The sequence below is a fragment of the Phyllobacterium brassicacearum genome (assembly GCF_003010955.1).
GTDB lineage: Bacteria > Pseudomonadota > Alphaproteobacteria > Rhizobiales > Rhizobiaceae > Phyllobacterium > Phyllobacterium brassicacearum.
The window spans coordinates 80,462-98,774 of record NZ_PGGO01000010.1 but is presented as its reverse complement, the minus strand read 5'-3'; the positions used below and the strand labels follow the sequence as shown (position 1 = coordinate 98,774).

Sequence of the window (18,313 nt, the reverse complement as noted above, 5' to 3'; positions counted from 1 at the left end):
GATTCTTTGACATTGAAAGCAATCCTGTTTTTTAGAAGTACGAGTGATGATGCGGGCATATTATGCTTGCTAAGAGGAATGGTTTGCACCCCCGATGCATTTTGATCTGGCCCATTTCCCGGATTTCCAGGAAGGTTTTCTCAGTAACAACGTCAAGCACGATACCCTTGAAATGCTTGCGGGTATTAGAAAGCAACTTAATTGCCGTTACATCACTCATATCGGTCATTCAGATCAGTTAACCGGTGAGCAAGCTCTCACTCAGGACATATCGGTCCTTACGACTTTTCCGATGAAATGGGTGCTGCGTTACTCTGCGAAGAACTACTACAAGGTGGACCCGCTGATCCGGGGGATCGCTCTGTTCCAACGCCAGGCAAACATGCCGGGTACCATTCGCAATCTAGCAGCGGACGCTGGATTGTCGCCTGAGGCGAGACAATTTCTACGAGACTGCAAGTTGCGCGGTCTCGGCAATCTGTTTCTGACTGTAAGCGTTGCCAACGCCTATGGTTTTCGCGGCGTGACATTGTTCACGTTTGACGTAGATCCAGCGGACGAAGCCGGGCTCGTTGACGGCATACGCAAGAGAATGACGGCAGTTTCAACGCGGCTGCATAATACGCTGCACGGCAATCGCAATCCCGCACTTGCTGCAGCGGTTGCCAATCTTCTGACGAAGCGCGAAATCGATTGCCTCTATTGGGCCGCCAATGGCAAAACCGATGGCGAAATTGGCGAGATTCTCAACATTGCCCGCTGGACGGTGGTCACCTATTTGCAGAATGCCAAGAACAAACTCGGCTGTTCCAATCGCACATCGACTGTTGCCACCGCACTGGCTCTTGGCGTTATCGAGATGCCTGTGATTGCCGGCCGGATCTAGAGCCTAGCCGATCTTCCCTGGCGTGATGAATTGCGGAAGGCGAGCATCCTCGAAGGCCGATGCCAGCAAGGCCGTATTATCTGCAGGGCTGTTTCCCGTGTCTGCGAAACGCACGTGATGCAGATCGATCTCTGCGGACTCCGCCGACAGCGTCAGCCGGAAATAAGCGTTCACACCCATGTTGCTGAACTCAAGATCAAGCATCACCCTGGGTGATGAGTTCCAGTCGAGCGTGTATTCGCCGCCAAGCCCAAAAATGAGCGTATCTGGATAGAACGTCAATTCCGTTGCCGAGTTGACGATATCGGCGATATTACCGAACAGTTCGCAGCGAATGAAGGCGATGTAGTCGGCTACGTCGACCAGACGGAGGTCACGGATTACCTCTGACAGATGTGTTGAGATTATCTCAACACGGGCGACTGAATATTGAGTTCTTTTCATATATTGATCCGATTACGGGCAGCGCAATCATTTACGACGCATATTAACGAATTGAATAAGTTCAGCGACCGCCTTGTAGAATTCCGGGGCAATCACATTATTGACTTGAACCTGCTTATAGAGTGACCGCGCCAACTGCACATTCTCAAAGATCGGTATTTCATTTGCCTCGGCCATCTCTCTGATCTTGAGAGCAATTATATCTTGCCCCTTGGCGACGACCACGGGGGCGGAATCCTTTGCAGGATCGTAGCGGAGAGCAACCGAGAAGTGTGTCGGATTTGCGACGATAAGCGTGGCCGTTGGAACGGACGCAATCATGCGTTGGCGCGCGCGGTCGCGGCCGAGCGAACGCAGCCGGGACTTCAGCAGAGGATCACCTTCAGCCTGCTTGTGCTCGTCCTTGACCTCCTGACGCGTCATCCTGAGTTCGCTGCGCCAGTGAATGCGTGTCCAGGCAAGGTCGAATGCGGCAAGCACGGTGACAGCAATTGCCACTGAGGCAAGGAGCCGTGTCAGGTGGGAACGAATAAGTTCCGGCAACTGGTTCGGCTCCGTAATGATCGCATCCACGAAGAAATGGCTGTCCTCAAAGAAAATCATGAAAACGATCGTGCTCGCCGCTGCGAACTTGAAAGTGGCTTTCAGGAACTCAACGCGACCAGACGAGCCGAATATGCGCTGCCAGCCCTTGATGATCGAAACGCGCGACGCTTCCGGCTGGATGCGGTCGAAGACGATCCGCGGAGCATTCTGCAAGACCGACGCGAGAATACCGGCACCAGGGATTATGATGAGTACGGGCAGCAGTGCCAGGCCGACAGCCATGCCGATGATCCCGAACAATTGCCGGGCATCGTCTGCGCTGTTGAGCCGCCAGTCATCGGTCTTGTCGAGCAGTTCGGAAAGGAAAGTTGCAAGTTTTGCCCCGCTGGGCACGACAACGAATATCAGGATAACAAGGAGAGCGATCATCGAGGCGAGGATCGGGGCCTCGCGGGAGAAGGGCAGATTGCCCTTTTCTATCGCATCACTGATTTTCTTCTCAGTTGCTTCTTCGGTTTTGCTCTCTTTGTCAGCGGTGTCTGACATGTCCGATCAGAATCTCCGGATCACGAAGCAGGCTCTTCGGTCTCGAGTTTGAGGTCGCCCCGGTCGGCCAGCGCGATCGCGGTGCGTGCGATGGTGCGCCGTGCTTCCGTTACCGCATTGGCATTCATATTGGTCTGGCTGGAGAGCTCGGTTTCCACCATGCGGCGGCCGCGGGTCGACAACGATTGCAGAATGAGTTCCTGCAGTTGCGCTTCACAGCCGTGCAGGGCCGTCGTGACGACATCGGTCTGGATTTCGTCGAACAGCACGAGCCGCGCCCGCTGGGAAATGCGCGCGATATCTTCAAAGGTGAACAGTTTGGCCTTGATCTTGGCAAGGTCATCGGCACCGAGGTCGGTAAGGTCAGCCAGCAACTCATCGATCTCGGATTTCTCGAGCTGATTGATGATATTGGCGATCGTTCCGTGATGGCTCTTCTCGGAGCCTGAATTGTCCTTGCCTGTCACCTCGCGCTGCAGGATTGTTTCCAGCATCGCGGCAATCGACGGTCCGACTTTGCGGATGTGCAGGGTGCGCTGGATGATGGCGCTACGCTCTGAAGGCCCAAAACGGATCAGGAGCTTTGCCGCAATATCCGAAGGCAAGCGCGAGATCACATAGGCGGTAACCTGAGGGTGTTGGGCAGACAGGTAGTTCTCCAGGACGTCCACGGGAATGCGTGGAAGCTGATCCCATACGGATTCCTGCATCAGGAGTTCCGGGCGGCGGTTCTCGATAACAGCGCTGGCGTCCTCCGCCGAAAGGGTCTCGCGCAAGAGGCCCTCGAAGCGAATTCCAGCCTCCGAGACCGGCGCGCCATCGGCGAACGCATTCTCGAATTCCTTCACCAGCTCTTCGAAATCGCCGGGAGTGATTGGTTCAAGCCGGCGTGCATGCCCGGCGAGCGAACGCAGATCGTCGGCATTGAAATGTTTGAGCAGCCGTGAAGCGGAGGGCCGCCCAATTGCCACGAGCAATGCCGCCACTTTCTCGGGGCCTGAAAGGTCCTTGATGGCGCTTGCAACTGGAGGTGTTTCTTGATCGCTCATGCGGCCTGGCTTCTAAGGGTTGTGCGGCTAAAGCCGGTATCTTTGTCTGAGTTTTGTCTCACGCAATCCCGGACTGAAAACCGGTCCACTTTTCCTTCAATTGCTTTAGACGCCGCTGCCGATGACTTCGGTCAAACTGACACCGAAGCGGGAGCTGTCATCTTCAAGAACGATCACTTCGCCGCGTGCGATGACGCGGCCGTTGACAACGATGTCGACCGGATCGCCGATCTGCTTGTCAATTGTGACGACGGCGCCGCGGCCGAGCTTCATCAGATTTGCAACGGGCATCGATGTACTGCCGAGCACCACCTGAACGTCGACGGGAATGCCCATGATCAGGTCGATATTCGGCTTCGATCCCTGTGCCTTGCGGCCCGGCTGCGGATTGTCGTGTTTCAGGTCTTCGATAGCTTCGTTGAGTTCGTCTTCGATCGAATTCTTGTCTGAGATGGCCATGATCTATGGGCTCCGGAAAAGCAGTTTCTAAAGAACGGCGCTTGCCACATCGGCAGAGCGAACGATGCGGTTGACGAACACGGGGACGTTTCTTGCCGGAGCACCGGCTTGTACCGGCGGAACGGGCGCGGACTTTGCAACGAAAGCTGGTATCGCTTGCGCAGACCCAGGGGCAGGTGCCGGAAACGGCACCGCATTCGCCTTGAGATCCACCTTGGCGAGTTTGACCAGATCAATGGCCCGGGCGATTTCCGAGCGGGCCCGATCGGAATCCTTGAGCCTCGCCTCGAGACGCACGCTTTCATCGCGGCAAATTTCTCGTTCAGTGCGAAGAACGGAAAGGGCCTGTTCGAGGCTTGCCGCTGATCCAGCCACCTGCTGCGCCACAGCGCGGCTCATCGCCATCAGGCGATTGGCTTTGCGAAAGGACACAAAAAAGATCAGCAGCGACACAGCGGTCAGCGCCAGGGAAAAAAGATTAACCAGCTGCAAGTTCATCGAGCAGATCCTCCTCTTCATTGATCGGATCGGTGATCCGCACGGTAAATGCGCTGCCGGTCTTGCCAAGACGGCATTTGAAAAGCGATTGCCTGCCACTGCGCAAACGAACCTGATCGATGGCGTCCTTGGGTAAATGGAGAACCTGTCCCGGCTTCAATAGCGCGATTTGTTCAAGCGTCATCGACCCTTGCTGCAGATAGGCCTCGATATCAATCCTGGCCCGGCTGACTTCGAGGCGAAGTCTCTTGGCCCAGGCCGGGTCGGAATGATGTGCCGGCTGACGCAGCAAGCGCGCAATGGCGTCCTGCATGGGGCGAAAACCGGAACGCGGCAGCAGGATCCGGATCTGGCCGGAGCGGCCCGCGGCTTTCAGCACGATCGAGCAGCAGATCATGCGTGTTTCGGTGATCATCGTCGGCGCAAGGTAAGCAGCCTCGACCAGATCACCAATCTGAAACAGGGAATCGGTTCCACCGGCGAACATGTGGTCGAGCGATGCTGTTACGTCCGCAAAGATCTGACGGGCAATGCCGAGGTCCACCGCTGTGAGCGGTCTGTTTGCAGCGCCGGTCTCGTGACTGGCGCCCGAACCAAACAACGCCTCGATCCCGCAATCGACGAAGCTGCGATCAGCGATGAGAAGCAGCCGCGACCCCCATTTGGCAACAGAAACAAGTCCGACAAGACCGGACCGCTGCAGAGTATCGGCAATGTCGTCCTTCTCAAGCGATTCGATGCGGACAAATTCAGCACCGACAGGAACGTCCGTCTGCGCTGCCACTCTGGTACCGAACGATGCCGCGAGATCCCGGAATACTGTTTCGAGCGATTTGAGATCGTCGACGGACATGCCCGCAGCGCGCAGAATACTCTCGGCCAGTGCATCGGGTCGTTTCTGTTCAGCCTCGATGTCCATGGGTCCTAGGCCGCCTGTTGCATCGGGACGGTCGTAAGTGTCTCCTGCTCGACCACATCAATCGATGGACGGTCATAGGCGGAGATCGTCTTGCGGCCGTATTCGAGCGCAATCTGGGGCAACGCGCCATTCATGTAGGCAAGCAGTGTCTGCTTGACGATCATGTAAAGGCGGTTCTGCTTCTCGCGGGTCGTCTTGATCTTGGTGGCAATCGGTCCGACGACGCCGTAGGAAAGAAAAATACCCGCAAATGTGCCGACGAGCGCTGCGCCGATCAAGTGCCCGAGAATCTCCGGCGATTCATTGAGAGCGCCCATGGCCTTGATGACCCCAAGGACCGCCGCGACAATGCCGAGCGCCGGCAGGCCCTCGGAAACACTGACCATCGCGTTATATGGCTTCAGCTTGTCGCGGGCGATTGTGTGGATTTCCTCGTCCATCAATGCTTCGATCTCGTGCGAACGAGCATTGCCGATGATAATGAGCCGGCAATAATCGCAAATGAAGTGTGTCAGGTCGTGATTTTTCAGCACACTCGGAAAAGTCTGGAAGATTGCGGATTCGGTTGGATTGTCGATGTGGACCTCAACCTCGTTGCGCGACTTGGCGCGCAATTCCCGCATCAAGGCATAGAGTACGCCGAGCACATCCAAATAGTCCCGCTGCTTGGGAATCTTGTTGGTAAAGGCTTCCATGCAGGCGCGGCCCGTATCCTTGACCGCTGAAAATGGATTGGCCACGAGGAACGTGCCGAGCGCCGAGCCGCCAATAATGACGAACTCCCATGGCTGCATGAGAACGGAAACGTGACCGCCCATGGCAATAAAACCGCCAAGCAGACACCCCATCGTCACGACCAGTCCAACAAGAATACCCAAGACACTCTCCTGCACATTTGCCAGCAGTTTCAGGGCTAGCAGCGTCGGCTTGCGTGAACCTTGCAGGGTTGGCCAGGGTCAGGGCACGTTAATCACACCCGGAAGATGATGGAAGCTGCGATGCAAATTGGAGACAAGAGGGGTGGGTGCATCCATTATAGCAGAGCCGCCCCCTTTTTCGTTGTTGATATTGTAATGATACAATATAATAAAAACAAATACCGAATTGTATTGGTTATATTTGTAATGATACAATTCATATGAATTCTTTCATGTATGAAATAATTTATGAATTGCATAGTAGTTGCGCAAGATGTTGACGAATACTATCCATGGAGAAATTGATAGAGCAATAGCATCGATTGTTGCAGTAGGGAGGACGTGGCATGTCGTTTGGTACCAACAGTATATTCAACAGAGCGTGGCGGACATCATTAGATATTCAGGCCCGTTTTGATGCCATTCTGAAGGAAAGCGCGACCAGGCCGGTTGATCCGGGCAAAAGCCCAACGGGTCAGACGCAATACACAATAGAAAATGGTGATCGGCTCGATCAGATATCGAAGGAAAGCAATACAAGTGTAAAAGATTTACTTCGCGCCAATCCGGTTATCACGAACGAGAATTCCATCGATGTCGGTTTGAAGATCAATATCCTCGATCCGGTTCGTACCGATGCGTTTGAGCAGCAACGCAAGGCGCTCAACGGCATCGACAAATTGCCGAAAGGGTTCGGAGCGCAAGCCATGCGTGACGAAGCCTGGCAGGGCATGAAGCCACTTGTCGAGGCAGAACTGCGTTATGTCACGAGGGAAGGGGGAGCGCCGCAGAAGGCGCTTGATGCGGCGGTAGCGGAAATCAAGGCGCGTGCGCCTGACAATGTGCGCTTCGACGGCATCGTGGACAGTGCTGCGAGCACGCTAAAAAGTGAACTGAAGGCTGTCGGGCGTACGCCGGAGAATTTCGATAAGTTACTAACCCTGACTGAGACGGCCCAAGGCAAGCAGAAGAGCTATGACGATCTGTTACTCAAGGACGGCGACAATTCGCCGAGCGCAGAGGCGGAACAAGCCAAAGGCGAGGCGGAACGGGCATGGGCGGCGGTGACGGACGAAGCTGCCCGGCAACTGCCGGAGATTTCGAAGGACAAGGATCCCAGGCAACGCGAGACCGATGTGGCCGGCCGGATCCTCACGCTGGCAAGTTTCGGCCCCGATGATGTCAACTACCGCAAGGCGCTTGACGCTGCGACTGCGAAAGAGGTCGTCGACAAGCCGGCCAGGCTGATCGAGGCTGCCTACGAAAAGGGCGGCGCTCCTGCGGCAGCCTTCGAGGCGCGAAAACAGACGACGGGTGTCTCGTCTGTGCTCGCCGGCAAAATTCTGCAATCTGCCGACCTGACCATGACCAGGGTCGCTACTGATCTCGGTACCGAGGCCCGAGAAAAGCTGCCAGCCAACTCGACCAGCAATGTCTCCGATCTCCTGGAGGGAGATCAGGCTTTCCTCGATCATTCGCGCAAGGATGCGAAGATGACGAGCGACAATACTTTCGTCGCTGTTTTGGGCGATCTGTCGGCCGCCTATGAAGCGGCCGCGGGCTCCGATCCTGGCGAGAAGGCGCTCAAGAGTGTGTCGTTCACCCTGGCTCAGGCACTGCCGGACGTGAAGGATATGGACTACAAGACCGGCGAGCGCCCGATACATGACGTAACCAAGGCATTCAAATGGGTCGTGTCGGAACGCAACGGTACAGTTCTGACGTTGGCGACCGCATCGCAGTTGAAGGACCTGAAGCGGACCGACTATGCAAATGGCTTGAGCGGATCAGTCAAGGACGGCGTCGGGCGCCTGCGCGAAAAGACCTATAGTGATGTGGAAGCGTTCGGCAAGGCAAGGGAGCCCTTTATTGCTTTGGAACAGAACCCCGGCAAGCTCGTCAGTGAAGGCGACAAGCCCGGCGCGATGGAAGCGGCCAGAAAAGGCAATCCCGAACAGGCGAAGAAATTCGACGATTCCCTGAACAACGTCCGGGAGGATGGGCGTGCCTTATGGCGTGCCCAGGCGGCTGTCTCCTCTTATGAGGACCAACTTGGCGATCAGGAGAACTTCAAGGAGCTCAAGGATACGCTTGCGAAGGCCGAAGGCGACAAGAAGAAACAGGATAGCCTCGGTTTCGCACTCGATATGGGTTCCGACGAGGTGGTGAATATTTCGGCCAATGATTCACGGGTGGAGCGACCGGACCTTCCCGGCGTGACGCCATGGTGGTCGCTGCGTGCAGGCCTGGATCTGACTCATGATATTGCCGGGCGCAATATGAATCAGATTAATGACTCGACCCGATATGTGACCCAGTCTGGAGCGCCCGTACCCGGCGGTCCAAGCTCGGGCAAAACGGCCAGCGGCGGCCCGACCCCGGTTGCCGGGTTTAATTCGACCACGCGTTTCGGTTTCAACTATCGGTTTGCCAGCTCTATTCTCGGCGGCTTTCACGTAGACGCCATGTTCCAGAGCAAGGACTTCTGGGGCACAGCCTATGGACTGGCCTTTTCGACAGCAACGGCACGTCATAGCGCCGAATTCCTCGGCGGTTTGGGCCAGGCAGCTGTAGCGCTAAATCCGAAAATGCAGGGCGGACGCATCGACAAACTGACGGACTTCGTCAAGGTGGAACGCGATCTCTGGACCAAATCGACCGGCGTTTATCTCAAGGGCTGGTTCGGGATAGATGCCGCCTATACAATTTCCAACCTCTCGGAAGGAAAATATCCCGAAGCAGCCATATTCGGCGTACAAACGGTGGCCGACGGGATGGTTGCATTCTTTGCAACGCCGAAATGGGTGACACCCGTCTCTCTGGGGATCACGGTTGTCGCATCGATTGCCAACATGATCTATGGCAGCTGGAAAGCGGAGAATCAGCGGGAAACCGATACGGAAAACTATCTGAAAGGCGCCAATATCCGTTCCGAAATCGCCGAGCTCATTGCAGATGAGAAGGATATGCCTTCGAGAATCGACGAATTCGCCCGCAAATGGTGTCAGACCGACGGTCCCTCTGTAGTCAATTATCTCAATACACTTCCGAAGGAACGCGCCGAAGCCTTCATTAATTCGCTGGAAACCGTGGTCGACGGCTACAACAAGGAAGGAAAGCGGGATGGCTTCGCCGTGACCGCCCCCAACGACCATCGTTTCAATGCCCCTGCAAGTTTTCCGCGGCCATCCTTCACCACGTCGCTGGAAGACATGCTGAAAGGACCGCCGCCGAAACCGGCCTGGCAACCGCCGGACGCTCCCTATCCGGGCCCTGGTGTCATAGGTTCCGATTATACCGATACGCGTAGCCTCACGGGCGTTGGGCTATGGGCTTTCTACAACGGGTACAATTTCCCGGGTCGCTACCATCGTCCGCCCACGACCTCGATATTCCCTCCGAGATAAAGGAAGTCTGACCGGCTGATTTGTCCCGATCTGGATCGCATACGGTGCAGGTGTCCCGCCCTGCACCGGTGATCATCCCGACAGCTTCAGGCAAGCTTGATTTGACAGATATGGGTAAACAGTTCGGGAAAGGCGCATCATGATCAATACTATGACGAGCTACCAGCTGATCGCCAAGGACCTGCCACGCTCGCTTGCCCGTGTTTCCAAAGAGCCGTTGGTGCAGCGCGACAGCGACTATTACCTGAAAAACATTGGCAAGGTGAAATCAATCGACGATTTCATGAAGAACGACCGGTTGTACAAATACGCCATGAAGGCCTACGGCCTTGAAGACATGGCCTACGCAAAGGCCTTCGTCAGGAAGGTCTTGACCGAGGGGATCGAGGATCCGGAGAGCTTTGCCAACAAACTGACAGATACGCGTTACAAGGAATTCGCTACCGCCTTCAACTTCGCCAAGCTCGGGGACAAGACGACCAGCCAGGCAACGGTTCTACAGCCGCTCGTCGACAAATATGTCCGTCAGACGCTCGAGGTCGAGACAGGACAGCAGAATGAGGGTGTCCGGCTGGCACTATATTTTGCGCGCAAGGCCCCGACAATAACCAGTCCCTATCAAATTCTCGGCGACAAGGCGCTGCTTCAGGTTTTTCAGACCACGTTCAACCTGCCCACCCAGACCTCCAATCTGGATATCGACCGCCAGGCCAAACTGGTGGAGGAAAAGCTTGATCTGGATGATCTCAAGGATCCGGCAAAGCTCAACAAACTGCTGACGCGCTTCACAGCCATGTACGAAATGAAGAATCCAACAACGACCACCAGCATTCCCTCGTTGTTGGGGGGGGCATCAACGATCGGGATTTCCGCAAGCATTCTGGCAACCTTGCAATCCTTCAAGCTGGGTGGGCGCTGATGGAAAATTCGATCTATGTAGGGCTTTCCTCACAAATTTCGCTTGAGCGCCGTCTTGATGTGCTTGCGCAGAATGTGGCGAACATGTCCACGCCGGGCTTTCGCGCCACGGGCATGAAATTTGAAACCATGGTCTCAAAGGCGGCCAAAGAGTCGAGCTTTGTTTCGGCAGGGGAAAGCTACATCAAGACCCAACCTGGTCCCATCACCGAGACCGGCAACCCGCTCGACGTGGCTGCCAAAGGCGACGTCTGGTTCGCTTTGCAATCGCCTGCCGGGCAGGTTTATACGCGTGACGGGCGTATGCAGATGTCGACGACCGGCGAATTGCTGTCGGTCAAGGGATATCCCATTCTCGATGCAGCCGGACAGCCGCTGACAATCGATCCGAACGGCGGACCTCCGGACATTTCATCGGATGGCGCCGTTTATCAGGGTGGGCGGCAACTGGGCGCAATCGGGCTCTTCACAATCAGCCCCAACGCCAAACTGACCTATTTTGACAATTCGGCGGTCATACCAAGCGTTGCGGCGCAACCGGTTTTGGACAATCCCGATGCAGGGGTCATCCAGGGTTCAATCGAAGGCTCGAACGTTGACGCAATCAGCGAAATGACGCGTCTGATGAGTGTGACCCGCGCCTTCGAGCGCGTTGATGCGTTGCTTCGCGGTAATGAGAACACCTACACGGAAGCCATCAAAACACTCGGATCCAAGACGTGACGGATCGATCCTCCGCAATCGTAGTGAGCAAATCGGTTGGTCATGCAGGCTCTTGAATCCGCCTTGCAGACGATGAAGGGCAGGACCGGCAGTATCGAGGCACTCGCAAAGCTCGTCTCCCAGTTCAGCCAGGAACGCGCCCCGGTTGTGACAGGCGGCTACGTCAACGAAGTCTCGCGCTCGGCAATCGGCGTCCGGGGGATCTCGGACAGGGCGCAGCTCGGGGATCTCGTGATGATCCGCTATGATAACCAGCTTCACCCGGCAGAGGTGGTCAGGCTTGAACAGACGAGAGTGCTGGTCAAGCCGTTCGATGACCGCATTGTACCAGCGTTGGGAACGCCGGTTTTCCCCGAAGGACCGTTCCGGATTGCCCCTGCACCCGACTGGAGGGGGAGGGTGATCAATGCTCTTGGAAGACCGCTCGACGGCAAGGGTCTCCTGTCTGCTGGGACCGATCCGGGGCCGGTCGATTGCCCTGCACCATCGGCCATGGATCGAGGACGGGTTGAGATGGGACTGCGCACCGGCGTCAATGTAGTGGATGTGTTTGTGCCGATGTGTTTCGGCCAGCGTATGGGTGTCTTTGCCGGCTCCGGTGTCGGCAAGTCGACGCTGCTCGCCATGATGACCAAAGCCACTGATTTCGACACGGTGGTGCTGGCGTTGACCGGCGAGCGCGGCCGCGAAGTGCGGGACATGCTCGAAGGCACCATGGCAGGCAAGCTCCACAAGACGATCGCTGTGATTGCCACGGGCGACGAAAGTCCAATGATGCGCCGGCTTGCGCCCAATACCGCGACGGCCATTGCCGAGTATTTTCGCGATCGCGGCGACAATGTCCTGCTGATCGTCGACTCGATCACACGCTTTGCCCACGCCGCACGCGAAATCGCCATTGCCGCGGGAGAGCCGCCGGTTTCGCGTGGTTACCCACCGAGCGTCTTCAGCCAACTGCCACGCTTGCTCGAACGAGCCGGGCCAGGTCTCGTGGGAAATGGTACGATCACCGGTATCTACGCGGTTCTTGTTGACGGTGACGATCACAATGATCCGGTATCGGATGCCATTCGCGGAACGCTGGACGGCCATATAGTGCTCGATCGCGGTATTGCCGCCCAAGGTCGATTTCCGGCGATTGATATTCTTGGGTCGATCTCACGGCTTGCCCAGCACAACTGGACGGCGGAACAGGCGAAACTTGCTACAAGCTTGCGAGGACTGGTCGCACGCTTTGAGGAAACCAGGGATCTGCGGATGATCGGCGCGTACCAAGCCGGGAGCGATCCTCTCATCGATCAGGCAGTCCACCTGGTCCCGCTCATCTATGACGCCATGCAACAGAGGCCCGCTTCGCCGCTGGCCCAGGATCCTTACAGTGATCTTGCCTCGGCGCTCAGACCAAGGGAGCAATCATGACGAAACAACAACCGGCGCCTGGAAAACCCGCCGTTGCCGCAGCTGCAGCGGCGGCGCGGCCGCGCGACAAGCGTTTTGACGGTTATTTGAAGGCCGCAGGGTTTGTGCTGGCGATTATCTGCTTCGTTCTGCCTTTCGTGATGTATTTTGACGTTCTCGAAGCGCGTCCGCACCCCATCGCAACGGGCAAGCAAGTGCGCGACCCGCTCAATCGAACCAACCAGAAAGTTGTACGCGCGACCCACGGGAAAGCCGGTTCTTCCATGCAAAAGGAGCCCGCTGAAGACCTTGATCCGATGACCACAGCGACGACTGCGGAACAGACCGGAGACAGACTTGCCCGTATCGAAGAGTCCAGCAAGCAGCCGTTCCCGGACAAACCGGTATTCCTTGTGCGCGAAGTGGTGGGTGGTCTGGTGATGATCGAAGACGATACGGGATACTGGTTCGTAGAAGAAGGTTCAGTCTTACCCGATGGCAGCAAGCTTGTCGCGATTGAGCGCGGCAGTGATGAAAGCAGCTGGCAGATCAAGACGTCCGATGGCGAGGTTATCAACCGCACGAACTGATTTGCGCCAGGCAAATGTTTCTCGTTGTGGACACAAGTATCGAAACTGACCGTGCCGCAAGTCTCACGCAAGATTGGAAGCATAGGTTAATCCCAGATTAAACCGGGTCAGGCGTGTGGGGAAAGATATGCAGGGAATTCATCTGTTCGATCTGGCGTCGCGTCAGGCCGAGTGGCTTTCTGTGAGACAGGCAGCAGTCTCTGGTAACGTTGCCAATGCGAACACTCCGGCTTTCAAAGCACGCGATGTAGAGCCCTTCAAGGACGTCCTGGAACAGACGCAGCTGACCATGGCAGCGACGAACCCGAAACACCTCGAGATTGATGCATCGGGCATTGCGGCGACAGTCTTGCGCAAGGATGCAGTGACCGAACAGAACCATTCGAAGAACACGGTCAGTCTCGAAGCAGAAATGGTGAAATCCGGCGAGATCAACCGCCAGTTTGCGCTCAACACCAGCATCGTGAAGGCATTCCACCGCATGATGCTGTCATCCGTGAAGGGCTAGGGACATGTCTGATCCGTTACAAGCCGCGCTCAAGGTAGCTGCCTCCGGTCTCTCCGCCCAATCGACACGTTTGCGCATCGTCTCCGAAAACCTGGCCAATGCTCAATCGACTGGCAAGACAGCCGGAAGCGATCCATACCGGCGCAAGACAGTATCCTTTGCCACCGAACTTGACCGGAATACCGGCGTCGAAACGGTGCGCATCGCGGAAGTTGGCAAGGACATCTCCGACTTCACCGAACAATACGACCCCAGCCATCCGGCCGCGGATGCCAGGGGCTATGTGAAATACCCCAATGTCAACATGGTCGTCGAAATGGCGGACATGCGTGAAGCCAATCGCTCCTACGAAGCCAATCTCCAGGTGGTCAAGCAAGCACGCGAATTGATTGCGATGACCGTCGATCTCTTGAGGAATTCCTGATGATAAACCAACTTCTCAGTGTTTCCACTCGCAACGCGCTTTCCAAGCTGTCGGAGACGGTAACGCAGGGCACGGTGCCGGCCGCCACGGGTCAACCCTCCTTTGACAACGTCCTGTCGCAGCTCGCGGGATCGGTCAGTGGCAAGCTTGAAAATGCCGAGGCCGTTTCCATGAAGAGTATGACCGGCGATTTGCCGACGCGAGACGTGGTCAATGCGGTGATGGATGCGGAACAGTCGCTGCAAACGGCGATCGCCATCCGCGACAAGATCGTCCAGGCCTATCTCGAAATCAGCCGCATGCCCATCTAAGGATCAAACATGAAAGCGCTCACCATCGCTGCCACGGGCATGAATGCCCAGCAGCTCAATCTGGAAGTGATTGCCAACAACATCGCCAATATCAACACGACCGGTTACAAGCGCGCCAAAGCCGAGTTCTCCGATCTGTTGTATCAGGCGGAGCGCACAGCAGGTGTGCCGAACGCGGCGAACCAGAGCGTCATTCCGGAGGGAGCCATGGTTGGGCTTGGCGTGCAGACGGCTGCCGTGCGCAACCTGCACATTCAGGGCGCGCTCGGTCAGACCGGAAATCCATTCGACGTTGCTTTGGTCGGCCGCGGCTGGTTTCAGATCCAGAACGCGGCGGGCGAAACGCTGTACAGCCGCGCCGGAGCCTTCAACACCAATGATACGGGTCAGCTCGTAACGTTGGATGGCAATCTGGTTGAGCCGAACATCGTCGTCCCGACTGACGCGATCGAAGTCAAGATCACCGAGACCGGCCAGATCTTCGCGAAAATGGCGGACCAGACCGAGCTTCAGAATCTCGGACAGCTTCAGATCGCAAATTTCGCCAACGAAGCAGGGCTCGAGCCGCTTGGCGACAACCTCTATCGCCAGACCGATGCTTCCGGCGACCCGGTCGTTGGAGTGCCCGGCGACCCTGGGTACGCGACGCTCAAGCAGGGTTATCTTGAAAACTCCAACGTCGATCCGGTCAAGGAAATCACCGATCTGATCACGGCCCAGCGTGCATATGAAATGAATTCCAAGGTCATTCAGGCTGCCGACGAAATGGCCGCCGTTGTGTCAAAGAATCTGCGCTGAGGAATTGGTGATGGCGGCAAGACATCTGTGTAAGAGGATCATCCGCATTTGGCCGCTGGCCCTGTGCGTAACACTCTTTGCATTTGCCGCCCATGCGGACCGCATCGCTTTCGTTGTGCCGTCACAGATCATCTATCCGGGCCAGACCATCGGCAATGCAGGGTTTCAGGAAAAGTTCTTCACGATCAAGGCGAGTGCGGCGGGTCATTACGTCATGTCCGTTGATCAGCTAGTCGGCAAAGTGGCGCGCAAGACTCTGTTGCCGGGACAGCCGATCCTGGTGACGGCAGTCAACGAGCCGAACCTGATCCAGCGCGGTGTGCCAGTGGCATTGGTCTACAACACCGGCGCACTGGTGATTACAGCCAAGGGTATACCCATGGAAGCAGGGCGTGCAGGGGATTTCATCAAAGTGAGGAATGTCGACAGTGGCATCATCATTTCCGGCACCATACTGGCTGACGGCACTGTCCAGGTCGGGATGCAATGATGGCAGTGATGCGCTTCACAATTGCTGTTGGTCTGATGCTTCTATCCGGATCTGCCATCGTTCAAGCTGCCGAGTCGTCTGCCAACGCCAAGGATTTCCGTACGCCTGCCGAAGCGCAAGCCGCTTGGCGAAAGGCTGAACGGGATGCCGACGATGGCCGATGGGGCGGCGCAGCGTCACCGCTGGGGGAGGGCGGTGCGATCGCACGGCTGAAGGACATCGCCAAAATTCAGGGCGTGCGCGACAATCAGCTTGTCGGATACGGTCTCGTTATCGGCCTTAACGGCACGGGTGACAGCCTGCGCAGCGCGCCCTTCACCGAACAGTCTTTGCGGGCCATGCTGGACAATCTCGGGATCAATCCGCCGCCAGGCGATTCTCGTGTTAAGAATGTCGCAGCCGTTATCGTTACCGCCAATCTGCCGCCTTTTGCCGGTCGCGGTTCCCGCATCGATATCACGGTTTCATCGCTCGGCGATGCGACATCGCTGGCAGGCGGCACATTGGTCATGACACCACTGGCGGCAGCCGACGGACAGACCTATGCGGTGGCGCAGGGCAACATGATTGTCTCCGGCTTCACCGCGTCCGGCGACGCGTCCACGCTGACGCAGGGCGTTCCGACGAGCGGCCGCATTCCAAACGGCGCATTGGTCGAAAAGGAAGTGGCCGGCAATTTCGGGCAGGACGAACTCGTCGTCGAATTGCAGGATCCTGACTTCACGACAGCTGTGCGCATTACCGACACGATCAATGCCTTCGCCAGGCGGCGCTACAACCAGCCGGTCGCCAAGGAACGCGACTCCAAATCGATCCGGCTGCGCAAGCCGAAGAACATCTCCGCTACCCGCTTCCTCGCGGAAATTGAGGGCCTTCCCGTGGTGACGGATGAAGTGGCGCGTGTCGTAGTCGACGAGCGTACCGGCACGGTCGTCATCGGCGACAAAGTGCGAATTTCACGTGTTGCGATCAGCCATGGCAGCCTGTCTGTGCGGGTGACAGAAACGCCAACCGTGGTCCAGCCTGAGCCCTTCTCCTATGGTGAGACTGCTGTCGAACCCAATACGACGATCGAAGCAACGCAAACCTCAAACATTGGTGTTCTCGGCGGAACCGACCTTGAAAACCTCGTCAAAGGCCTGAACCAGATTGGTGTGAAGCCGCAGGGCATCATCGCTATTCTGCAAAGCATCAAGACGGCCGGAGCGCTGCACGCCGAGCTGGTGGTGCAATGAATGCGGGTATGAAGAAATTGATCGGCATGGGTTGTGCTGCGTTTGCCTTCAGCTCCGCGCTTCTGCTTCCGGTCGCCTACGGACTGTCACAGGAAGCAGCGTCGAAGGATGAGGCGAGACAGGAAATCGATCGCTATTGCACCAATATCACCGACAAGGCGGCCGACGCACGCTACGCCATGCAGACGCGCGAACTTGCCCAGCTTAGAGCAGATATTGACAGCCGCATCGAGCAGCTTGATGCCAAGCGCAAGGAATACGAGGTCTGGTTGAAGCGGCGCGATGAATTTATCGACAAGGCCGAAGATTCGCTTGTCGGGATCATATCCAAAATGCGTCCGGACGCTGCCGCGGCACAGATGGCGCTGCTCGGCGATGAAGCGGCGGCTGCATTACTCCTGAAGCTCAATCCGCGCGTGTCCAGCGTGATCCTGAATGAAATGCCGGCCGAGAAATCCTCCCGTCTTGCTCGGGTCATTGTCGGGTCACGTGTCGTTCCAGCAGCAGAAAGCACCGCCCAATGAAAAAAGCGGCACCCGTGATAATCCTCACCAGTGTTCTTTCCCTTTCGGGATGTGCAGACAACTTCCGAGATTTTAACCGCGCTCCGGCAATGTCGCCGGTAGGGTCGGGCGTCGGACAGTCCTTTAACGTTGCTGACCCCGCCTATTATCCAACGCAGCCGCGGCCACAGAAATACTCGCTCTGGCAAGAGAAGCAGGCCAATTTCTTCCGTGACCCGCGCGCGGCCAATCCCGGCGATCTGTTGACCGTTGTGATCAGAATGGATGACGAAGCAACGTTCGACAACAAGTCCAACCGGTCGCGTGTTTCGTCACAGGTCTATGGGGCCACAGCTGACATAACGGGCAGCGGTTTTCCGGGCGGTTCGATAGACGGAAATCTCGACTTGAACTCGGACAGTAGCTCCAAGGGCACCGGCAAGATCGAGCGGTCCGAGAAGGTCAATTTGCAGGTGGCGGCGATCGTCACGAACCTCCTGCCGAACGGCAATATGGTCATCCAGGGATCGCAGGAAATCCGCGTCAACAACGAGCTGCGCATCCTGAACGTTGCCGGCGTCGTCAGGCCACGGGATATCACACATAAGAATACAATATCCTATGACAAGATCGCGGAGGCGCGAATCTCCTACGGCGGCCGCGGGCGGCAAAGCGAAGTGCAGCAGCCACCTTGGGGACAACAGGTCCTCGATACCATTGCACCATTCTAGGAGAGGGCGTGGA

General features: G+C 56.7%; 21 protein-coding genes. 14 read left to right on the top strand and 7 right to left on the bottom strand.

The annotated features are described in order from the left end of the window. Positions 1 to 94 precede the first annotated feature (94 nt). Positions 95 to 886: a helix-turn-helix transcriptional regulator gene (locus CU102_RS14770; RefSeq protein WP_106711869.1), complete on the top strand. Its 792-nt coding sequence runs from the start codon at positions 95 to 97 to the stop codon at positions 884 to 886. 3 nt (positions 887 to 889) lie between these two features. Here CU102_RS14770 and CU102_RS14765 read toward each other — a convergent pair whose 3' ends face one another. From CU102_RS14765 to motA, 7 genes are all read right to left on the bottom strand, one after another. Continuing rightward, on the bottom strand, positions 890 to 1,330 hold the full coding sequence (locus tag CU102_RS14765) for a hypothetical protein (RefSeq protein ID WP_106711868.1): 441 nt from the start codon (positions 1,328 to 1,330) through the stop codon (positions 890 to 892). Positions 1,331 to 1,357: 27 nt separating this feature from the next. After that, complete coding sequence (locus tag CU102_RS14760; protein WP_106711867.1) at positions 1,358 to 2,422, bottom strand: EscU/YscU/HrcU family type III secretion system export apparatus switch protein; 1,065 nt, start codon at positions 2,420 to 2,422, stop codon at positions 1,358 to 1,360. Positions 2,423 to 2,442: 20 nt separating this feature from the next. Then, positions 2,443 to 3,471 (bottom strand): flagellar motor switch protein FliG, encoded by a 1,029-nt coding sequence (locus CU102_RS14755; protein WP_106711866.1) that lies wholly within the window; start codon positions 3,469 to 3,471, stop codon positions 2,443 to 2,445. A gap of 105 nt (positions 3,472 to 3,576) precedes the next feature. Continuing rightward, on the bottom strand, positions 3,577 to 3,930 hold the full coding sequence (gene fliN / locus CU102_RS14750; RefSeq protein WP_106711865.1) for a flagellar motor switch protein FliN: 354 nt from the start codon (positions 3,928 to 3,930) through the stop codon (positions 3,577 to 3,579). Positions 3,931 to 3,957: 27 nt separating this feature from the next. Next, positions 3,958 to 4,428: a BAB2_0123 family type IV secretion system effector gene (locus CU102_RS14745; protein WP_106711864.1), complete on the bottom strand. Its 471-nt coding sequence runs from the start codon at positions 4,426 to 4,428 to the stop codon at positions 3,958 to 3,960. Then, on the bottom strand, positions 4,409 to 5,347 hold the full coding sequence (locus CU102_RS14740; RefSeq protein WP_245425351.1) for a FliM/FliN family flagellar motor switch protein: 939 nt from the start codon (positions 5,345 to 5,347) through the stop codon (positions 4,409 to 4,411). The genes CU102_RS14745 and CU102_RS14740 overlap by 20 nt, the downstream gene beginning before the upstream one ends. A gap of 5 nt (positions 5,348 to 5,352) precedes the next feature. Continuing rightward, the gene (gene motA / locus CU102_RS14735; RefSeq protein WP_106711863.1) at positions 5,353 to 6,225 is read right to left on the bottom strand and encodes a flagellar motor stator protein MotA; all 873 of its coding nucleotides are present in this window, start codon (positions 6,223 to 6,225) and stop codon (positions 5,353 to 5,355) included. A gap of 386 nt (positions 6,226 to 6,611) precedes the next feature. Between motA and CU102_RS14730 the strand changes: the two genes are divergently transcribed. From CU102_RS14730 to flgH, 13 genes are all read left to right on the top strand, one after another. Next, positions 6,612 to 9,671 (top strand): LysM peptidoglycan-binding domain-containing protein, encoded by a 3,060-nt coding sequence (locus CU102_RS14730; protein ID WP_106711862.1) that lies wholly within the window; start codon positions 6,612 to 6,614, stop codon positions 9,669 to 9,671. 139 nt (positions 9,672 to 9,810) lie between these two features. Then, positions 9,811 to 10,590, top strand: a complete 780-nt coding sequence (locus tag CU102_RS14725; protein WP_106711861.1) for a DUF1217 domain-containing protein — start codon at positions 9,811 to 9,813, stop codon at positions 10,588 to 10,590. Continuing rightward, positions 10,587 to 11,312, top strand: a complete 726-nt coding sequence (gene flgF, locus CU102_RS14720; protein WP_166648439.1) for a flagellar basal-body rod protein FlgF — start codon at positions 10,587 to 10,589, stop codon at positions 11,310 to 11,312. The genes CU102_RS14725 and flgF overlap by 4 nt, the downstream gene beginning before the upstream one ends. Before the next feature lie 42 nt (positions 11,313 to 11,354). After that, on the top strand, positions 11,355 to 12,731 hold the full coding sequence (fliI, locus tag CU102_RS14715; RefSeq protein ID WP_245425350.1) for a flagellar protein export ATPase FliI: 1,377 nt from the start codon (positions 11,355 to 11,357) through the stop codon (positions 12,729 to 12,731). Continuing rightward, a complete protein-coding gene (locus tag CU102_RS14710; RefSeq protein WP_106711859.1) occupies positions 12,728 to 13,300 on the top strand; it encodes a hypothetical protein in 573 nt (190 codons plus the stop codon). The genes fliI and CU102_RS14710 overlap by 4 nt, the downstream gene beginning before the upstream one ends. A gap of 127 nt (positions 13,301 to 13,427) precedes the next feature. Further along, the gene (gene flgB, locus CU102_RS14705) at positions 13,428 to 13,808 is read left to right on the top strand and encodes a flagellar basal body rod protein FlgB (RefSeq protein ID WP_106711858.1); all 381 of its coding nucleotides are present in this window, start codon (positions 13,428 to 13,430) and stop codon (positions 13,806 to 13,808) included. Positions 13,809 to 13,812: 4 nt separating this feature from the next. After that, the gene (gene flgC, locus CU102_RS14700; RefSeq protein WP_106711857.1) at positions 13,813 to 14,232 is read left to right on the top strand and encodes a flagellar basal body rod protein FlgC; all 420 of its coding nucleotides are present in this window, start codon (positions 13,813 to 13,815) and stop codon (positions 14,230 to 14,232) included. Then, positions 14,232 to 14,543 (top strand): flagellar hook-basal body complex protein FliE, encoded by a 312-nt coding sequence (fliE, locus tag CU102_RS14695; RefSeq protein WP_106711856.1) that lies wholly within the window; start codon positions 14,232 to 14,234, stop codon positions 14,541 to 14,543. Before flgC ends, fliE begins: the two co-directional genes overlap by 1 nt. Before the next feature lie 9 nt (positions 14,544 to 14,552). After that, positions 14,553 to 15,341 carry a flagellar basal-body rod protein FlgG gene (flgG, locus tag CU102_RS14690; RefSeq protein ID WP_106711855.1) on the top strand — a complete coding sequence of 263 codons (789 nt, stop codon included), beginning with the start codon at positions 14,553 to 14,555 and terminating at the stop codon, positions 15,339 to 15,341. A gap of 10 nt (positions 15,342 to 15,351) precedes the next feature. After that, positions 15,352 to 15,831, top strand: coding sequence for a flagellar basal body P-ring formation chaperone FlgA (gene flgA / locus CU102_RS14685; RefSeq protein ID WP_106711854.1), 480 nt, complete (start codon positions 15,352 to 15,354; stop codon positions 15,829 to 15,831). Between the two features lie 8 nt (positions 15,832 to 15,839). Next, the gene (locus CU102_RS14680) at positions 15,840 to 17,066 is read left to right on the top strand and encodes a flagellar basal body P-ring protein FlgI (protein ID WP_106711946.1); all 1,227 of its coding nucleotides are present in this window, start codon (positions 15,840 to 15,842) and stop codon (positions 17,064 to 17,066) included. Positions 17,067 to 17,074: 8 nt separating this feature from the next. Further along, positions 17,075 to 17,590, top strand: coding sequence for a MotE family protein (locus tag CU102_RS14675; RefSeq protein ID WP_342588766.1), 516 nt, complete (start codon positions 17,075 to 17,077; stop codon positions 17,588 to 17,590). Continuing rightward, complete coding sequence (flgH, locus tag CU102_RS14670; protein ID WP_106711853.1) at positions 17,587 to 18,300, top strand: flagellar basal body L-ring protein FlgH; 714 nt, start codon at positions 17,587 to 17,589, stop codon at positions 18,298 to 18,300. Before CU102_RS14675 ends, flgH begins: the two co-directional genes overlap by 4 nt. The last annotated feature ends 13 nt before the right edge of the window (positions 18,301 to 18,313 follow it).

Coding starts and splice junctions, on each gene's coding strand:
- CU102_RS14710 (WP_106711859.1), top strand. CDS start 12,728: ATGACGAAACAACAACCGGCGCCTGGAAAACCCGCCGTTGCCGCAGCT.
- flgA (WP_106711854.1), top strand. CDS start 15,352: ATGGCGGCAAGACATCTGTGTAAGAGGATCATCCGCATTTGGCCGCTG.
- CU102_RS14730 (WP_106711862.1), top strand. CDS start 6,612: ATGTCGTTTGGTACCAACAGTATATTCAACAGAGCGTGGCGGACATCA.
- CU102_RS14680 (WP_106711946.1), top strand. CDS start 15,840: ATGCGCTTCACAATTGCTGTTGGTCTGATGCTTCTATCCGGATCTGCC.
- fliI (WP_245425350.1), top strand. CDS start 11,355: ATGCAGGCTCTTGAATCCGCCTTGCAGACGATGAAGGGCAGGACCGGC.
- CU102_RS14770 (WP_106711869.1), top strand. CDS start 95: ATGCATTTTGATCTGGCCCATTTCCCGGATTTCCAGGAAGGTTTTCTC.
- CU102_RS14675 (WP_342588766.1), top strand. CDS start 17,075: ATGAAGAAATTGATCGGCATGGGTTGTGCTGCGTTTGCCTTCAGCTCC.
- flgB (WP_106711858.1), top strand. CDS start 13,428: ATGCAGGGAATTCATCTGTTCGATCTGGCGTCGCGTCAGGCCGAGTGG.
- flgG (WP_106711855.1), top strand. CDS start 14,553: ATGAAAGCGCTCACCATCGCTGCCACGGGCATGAATGCCCAGCAGCTC.
- fliN (WP_106711865.1), bottom strand. CDS start 3,930: ATGGCCATCTCAGACAAGAATTCGATCGAAGACGAACTCAACGAAGCT.
- flgC (WP_106711857.1), top strand. CDS start 13,813: ATGTCTGATCCGTTACAAGCCGCGCTCAAGGTAGCTGCCTCCGGTCTC.
- flgH (WP_106711853.1), top strand. CDS start 17,587: ATGAAAAAAGCGGCACCCGTGATAATCCTCACCAGTGTTCTTTCCCTT.
- CU102_RS14740 (WP_245425351.1), bottom strand. CDS start 5,347: ATGGACATCGAGGCTGAACAGAAACGACCCGATGCACTGGCCGAGAGT.
- fliE (WP_106711856.1), top strand. CDS start 14,232: ATGATAAACCAACTTCTCAGTGTTTCCACTCGCAACGCGCTTTCCAAG.
- CU102_RS14755 (WP_106711866.1), bottom strand. CDS start 3,471: ATGAGCGATCAAGAAACACCTCCAGTTGCAAGCGCCATCAAGGACCTT.
- CU102_RS14765 (WP_106711868.1), bottom strand. CDS start 1,330: ATGAAAAGAACTCAATATTCAGTCGCCCGTGTTGAGATAATCTCAACA.
- CU102_RS14745 (WP_106711864.1), bottom strand. CDS start 4,428: ATGAACTTGCAGCTGGTTAATCTTTTTTCCCTGGCGCTGACCGCTGTG.
- CU102_RS14760 (WP_106711867.1), bottom strand. CDS start 2,422: ATGTCAGACACCGCTGACAAAGAGAGCAAAACCGAAGAAGCAACTGAG.
- CU102_RS14725 (WP_106711861.1), top strand. CDS start 9,811: ATGATCAATACTATGACGAGCTACCAGCTGATCGCCAAGGACCTGCCA.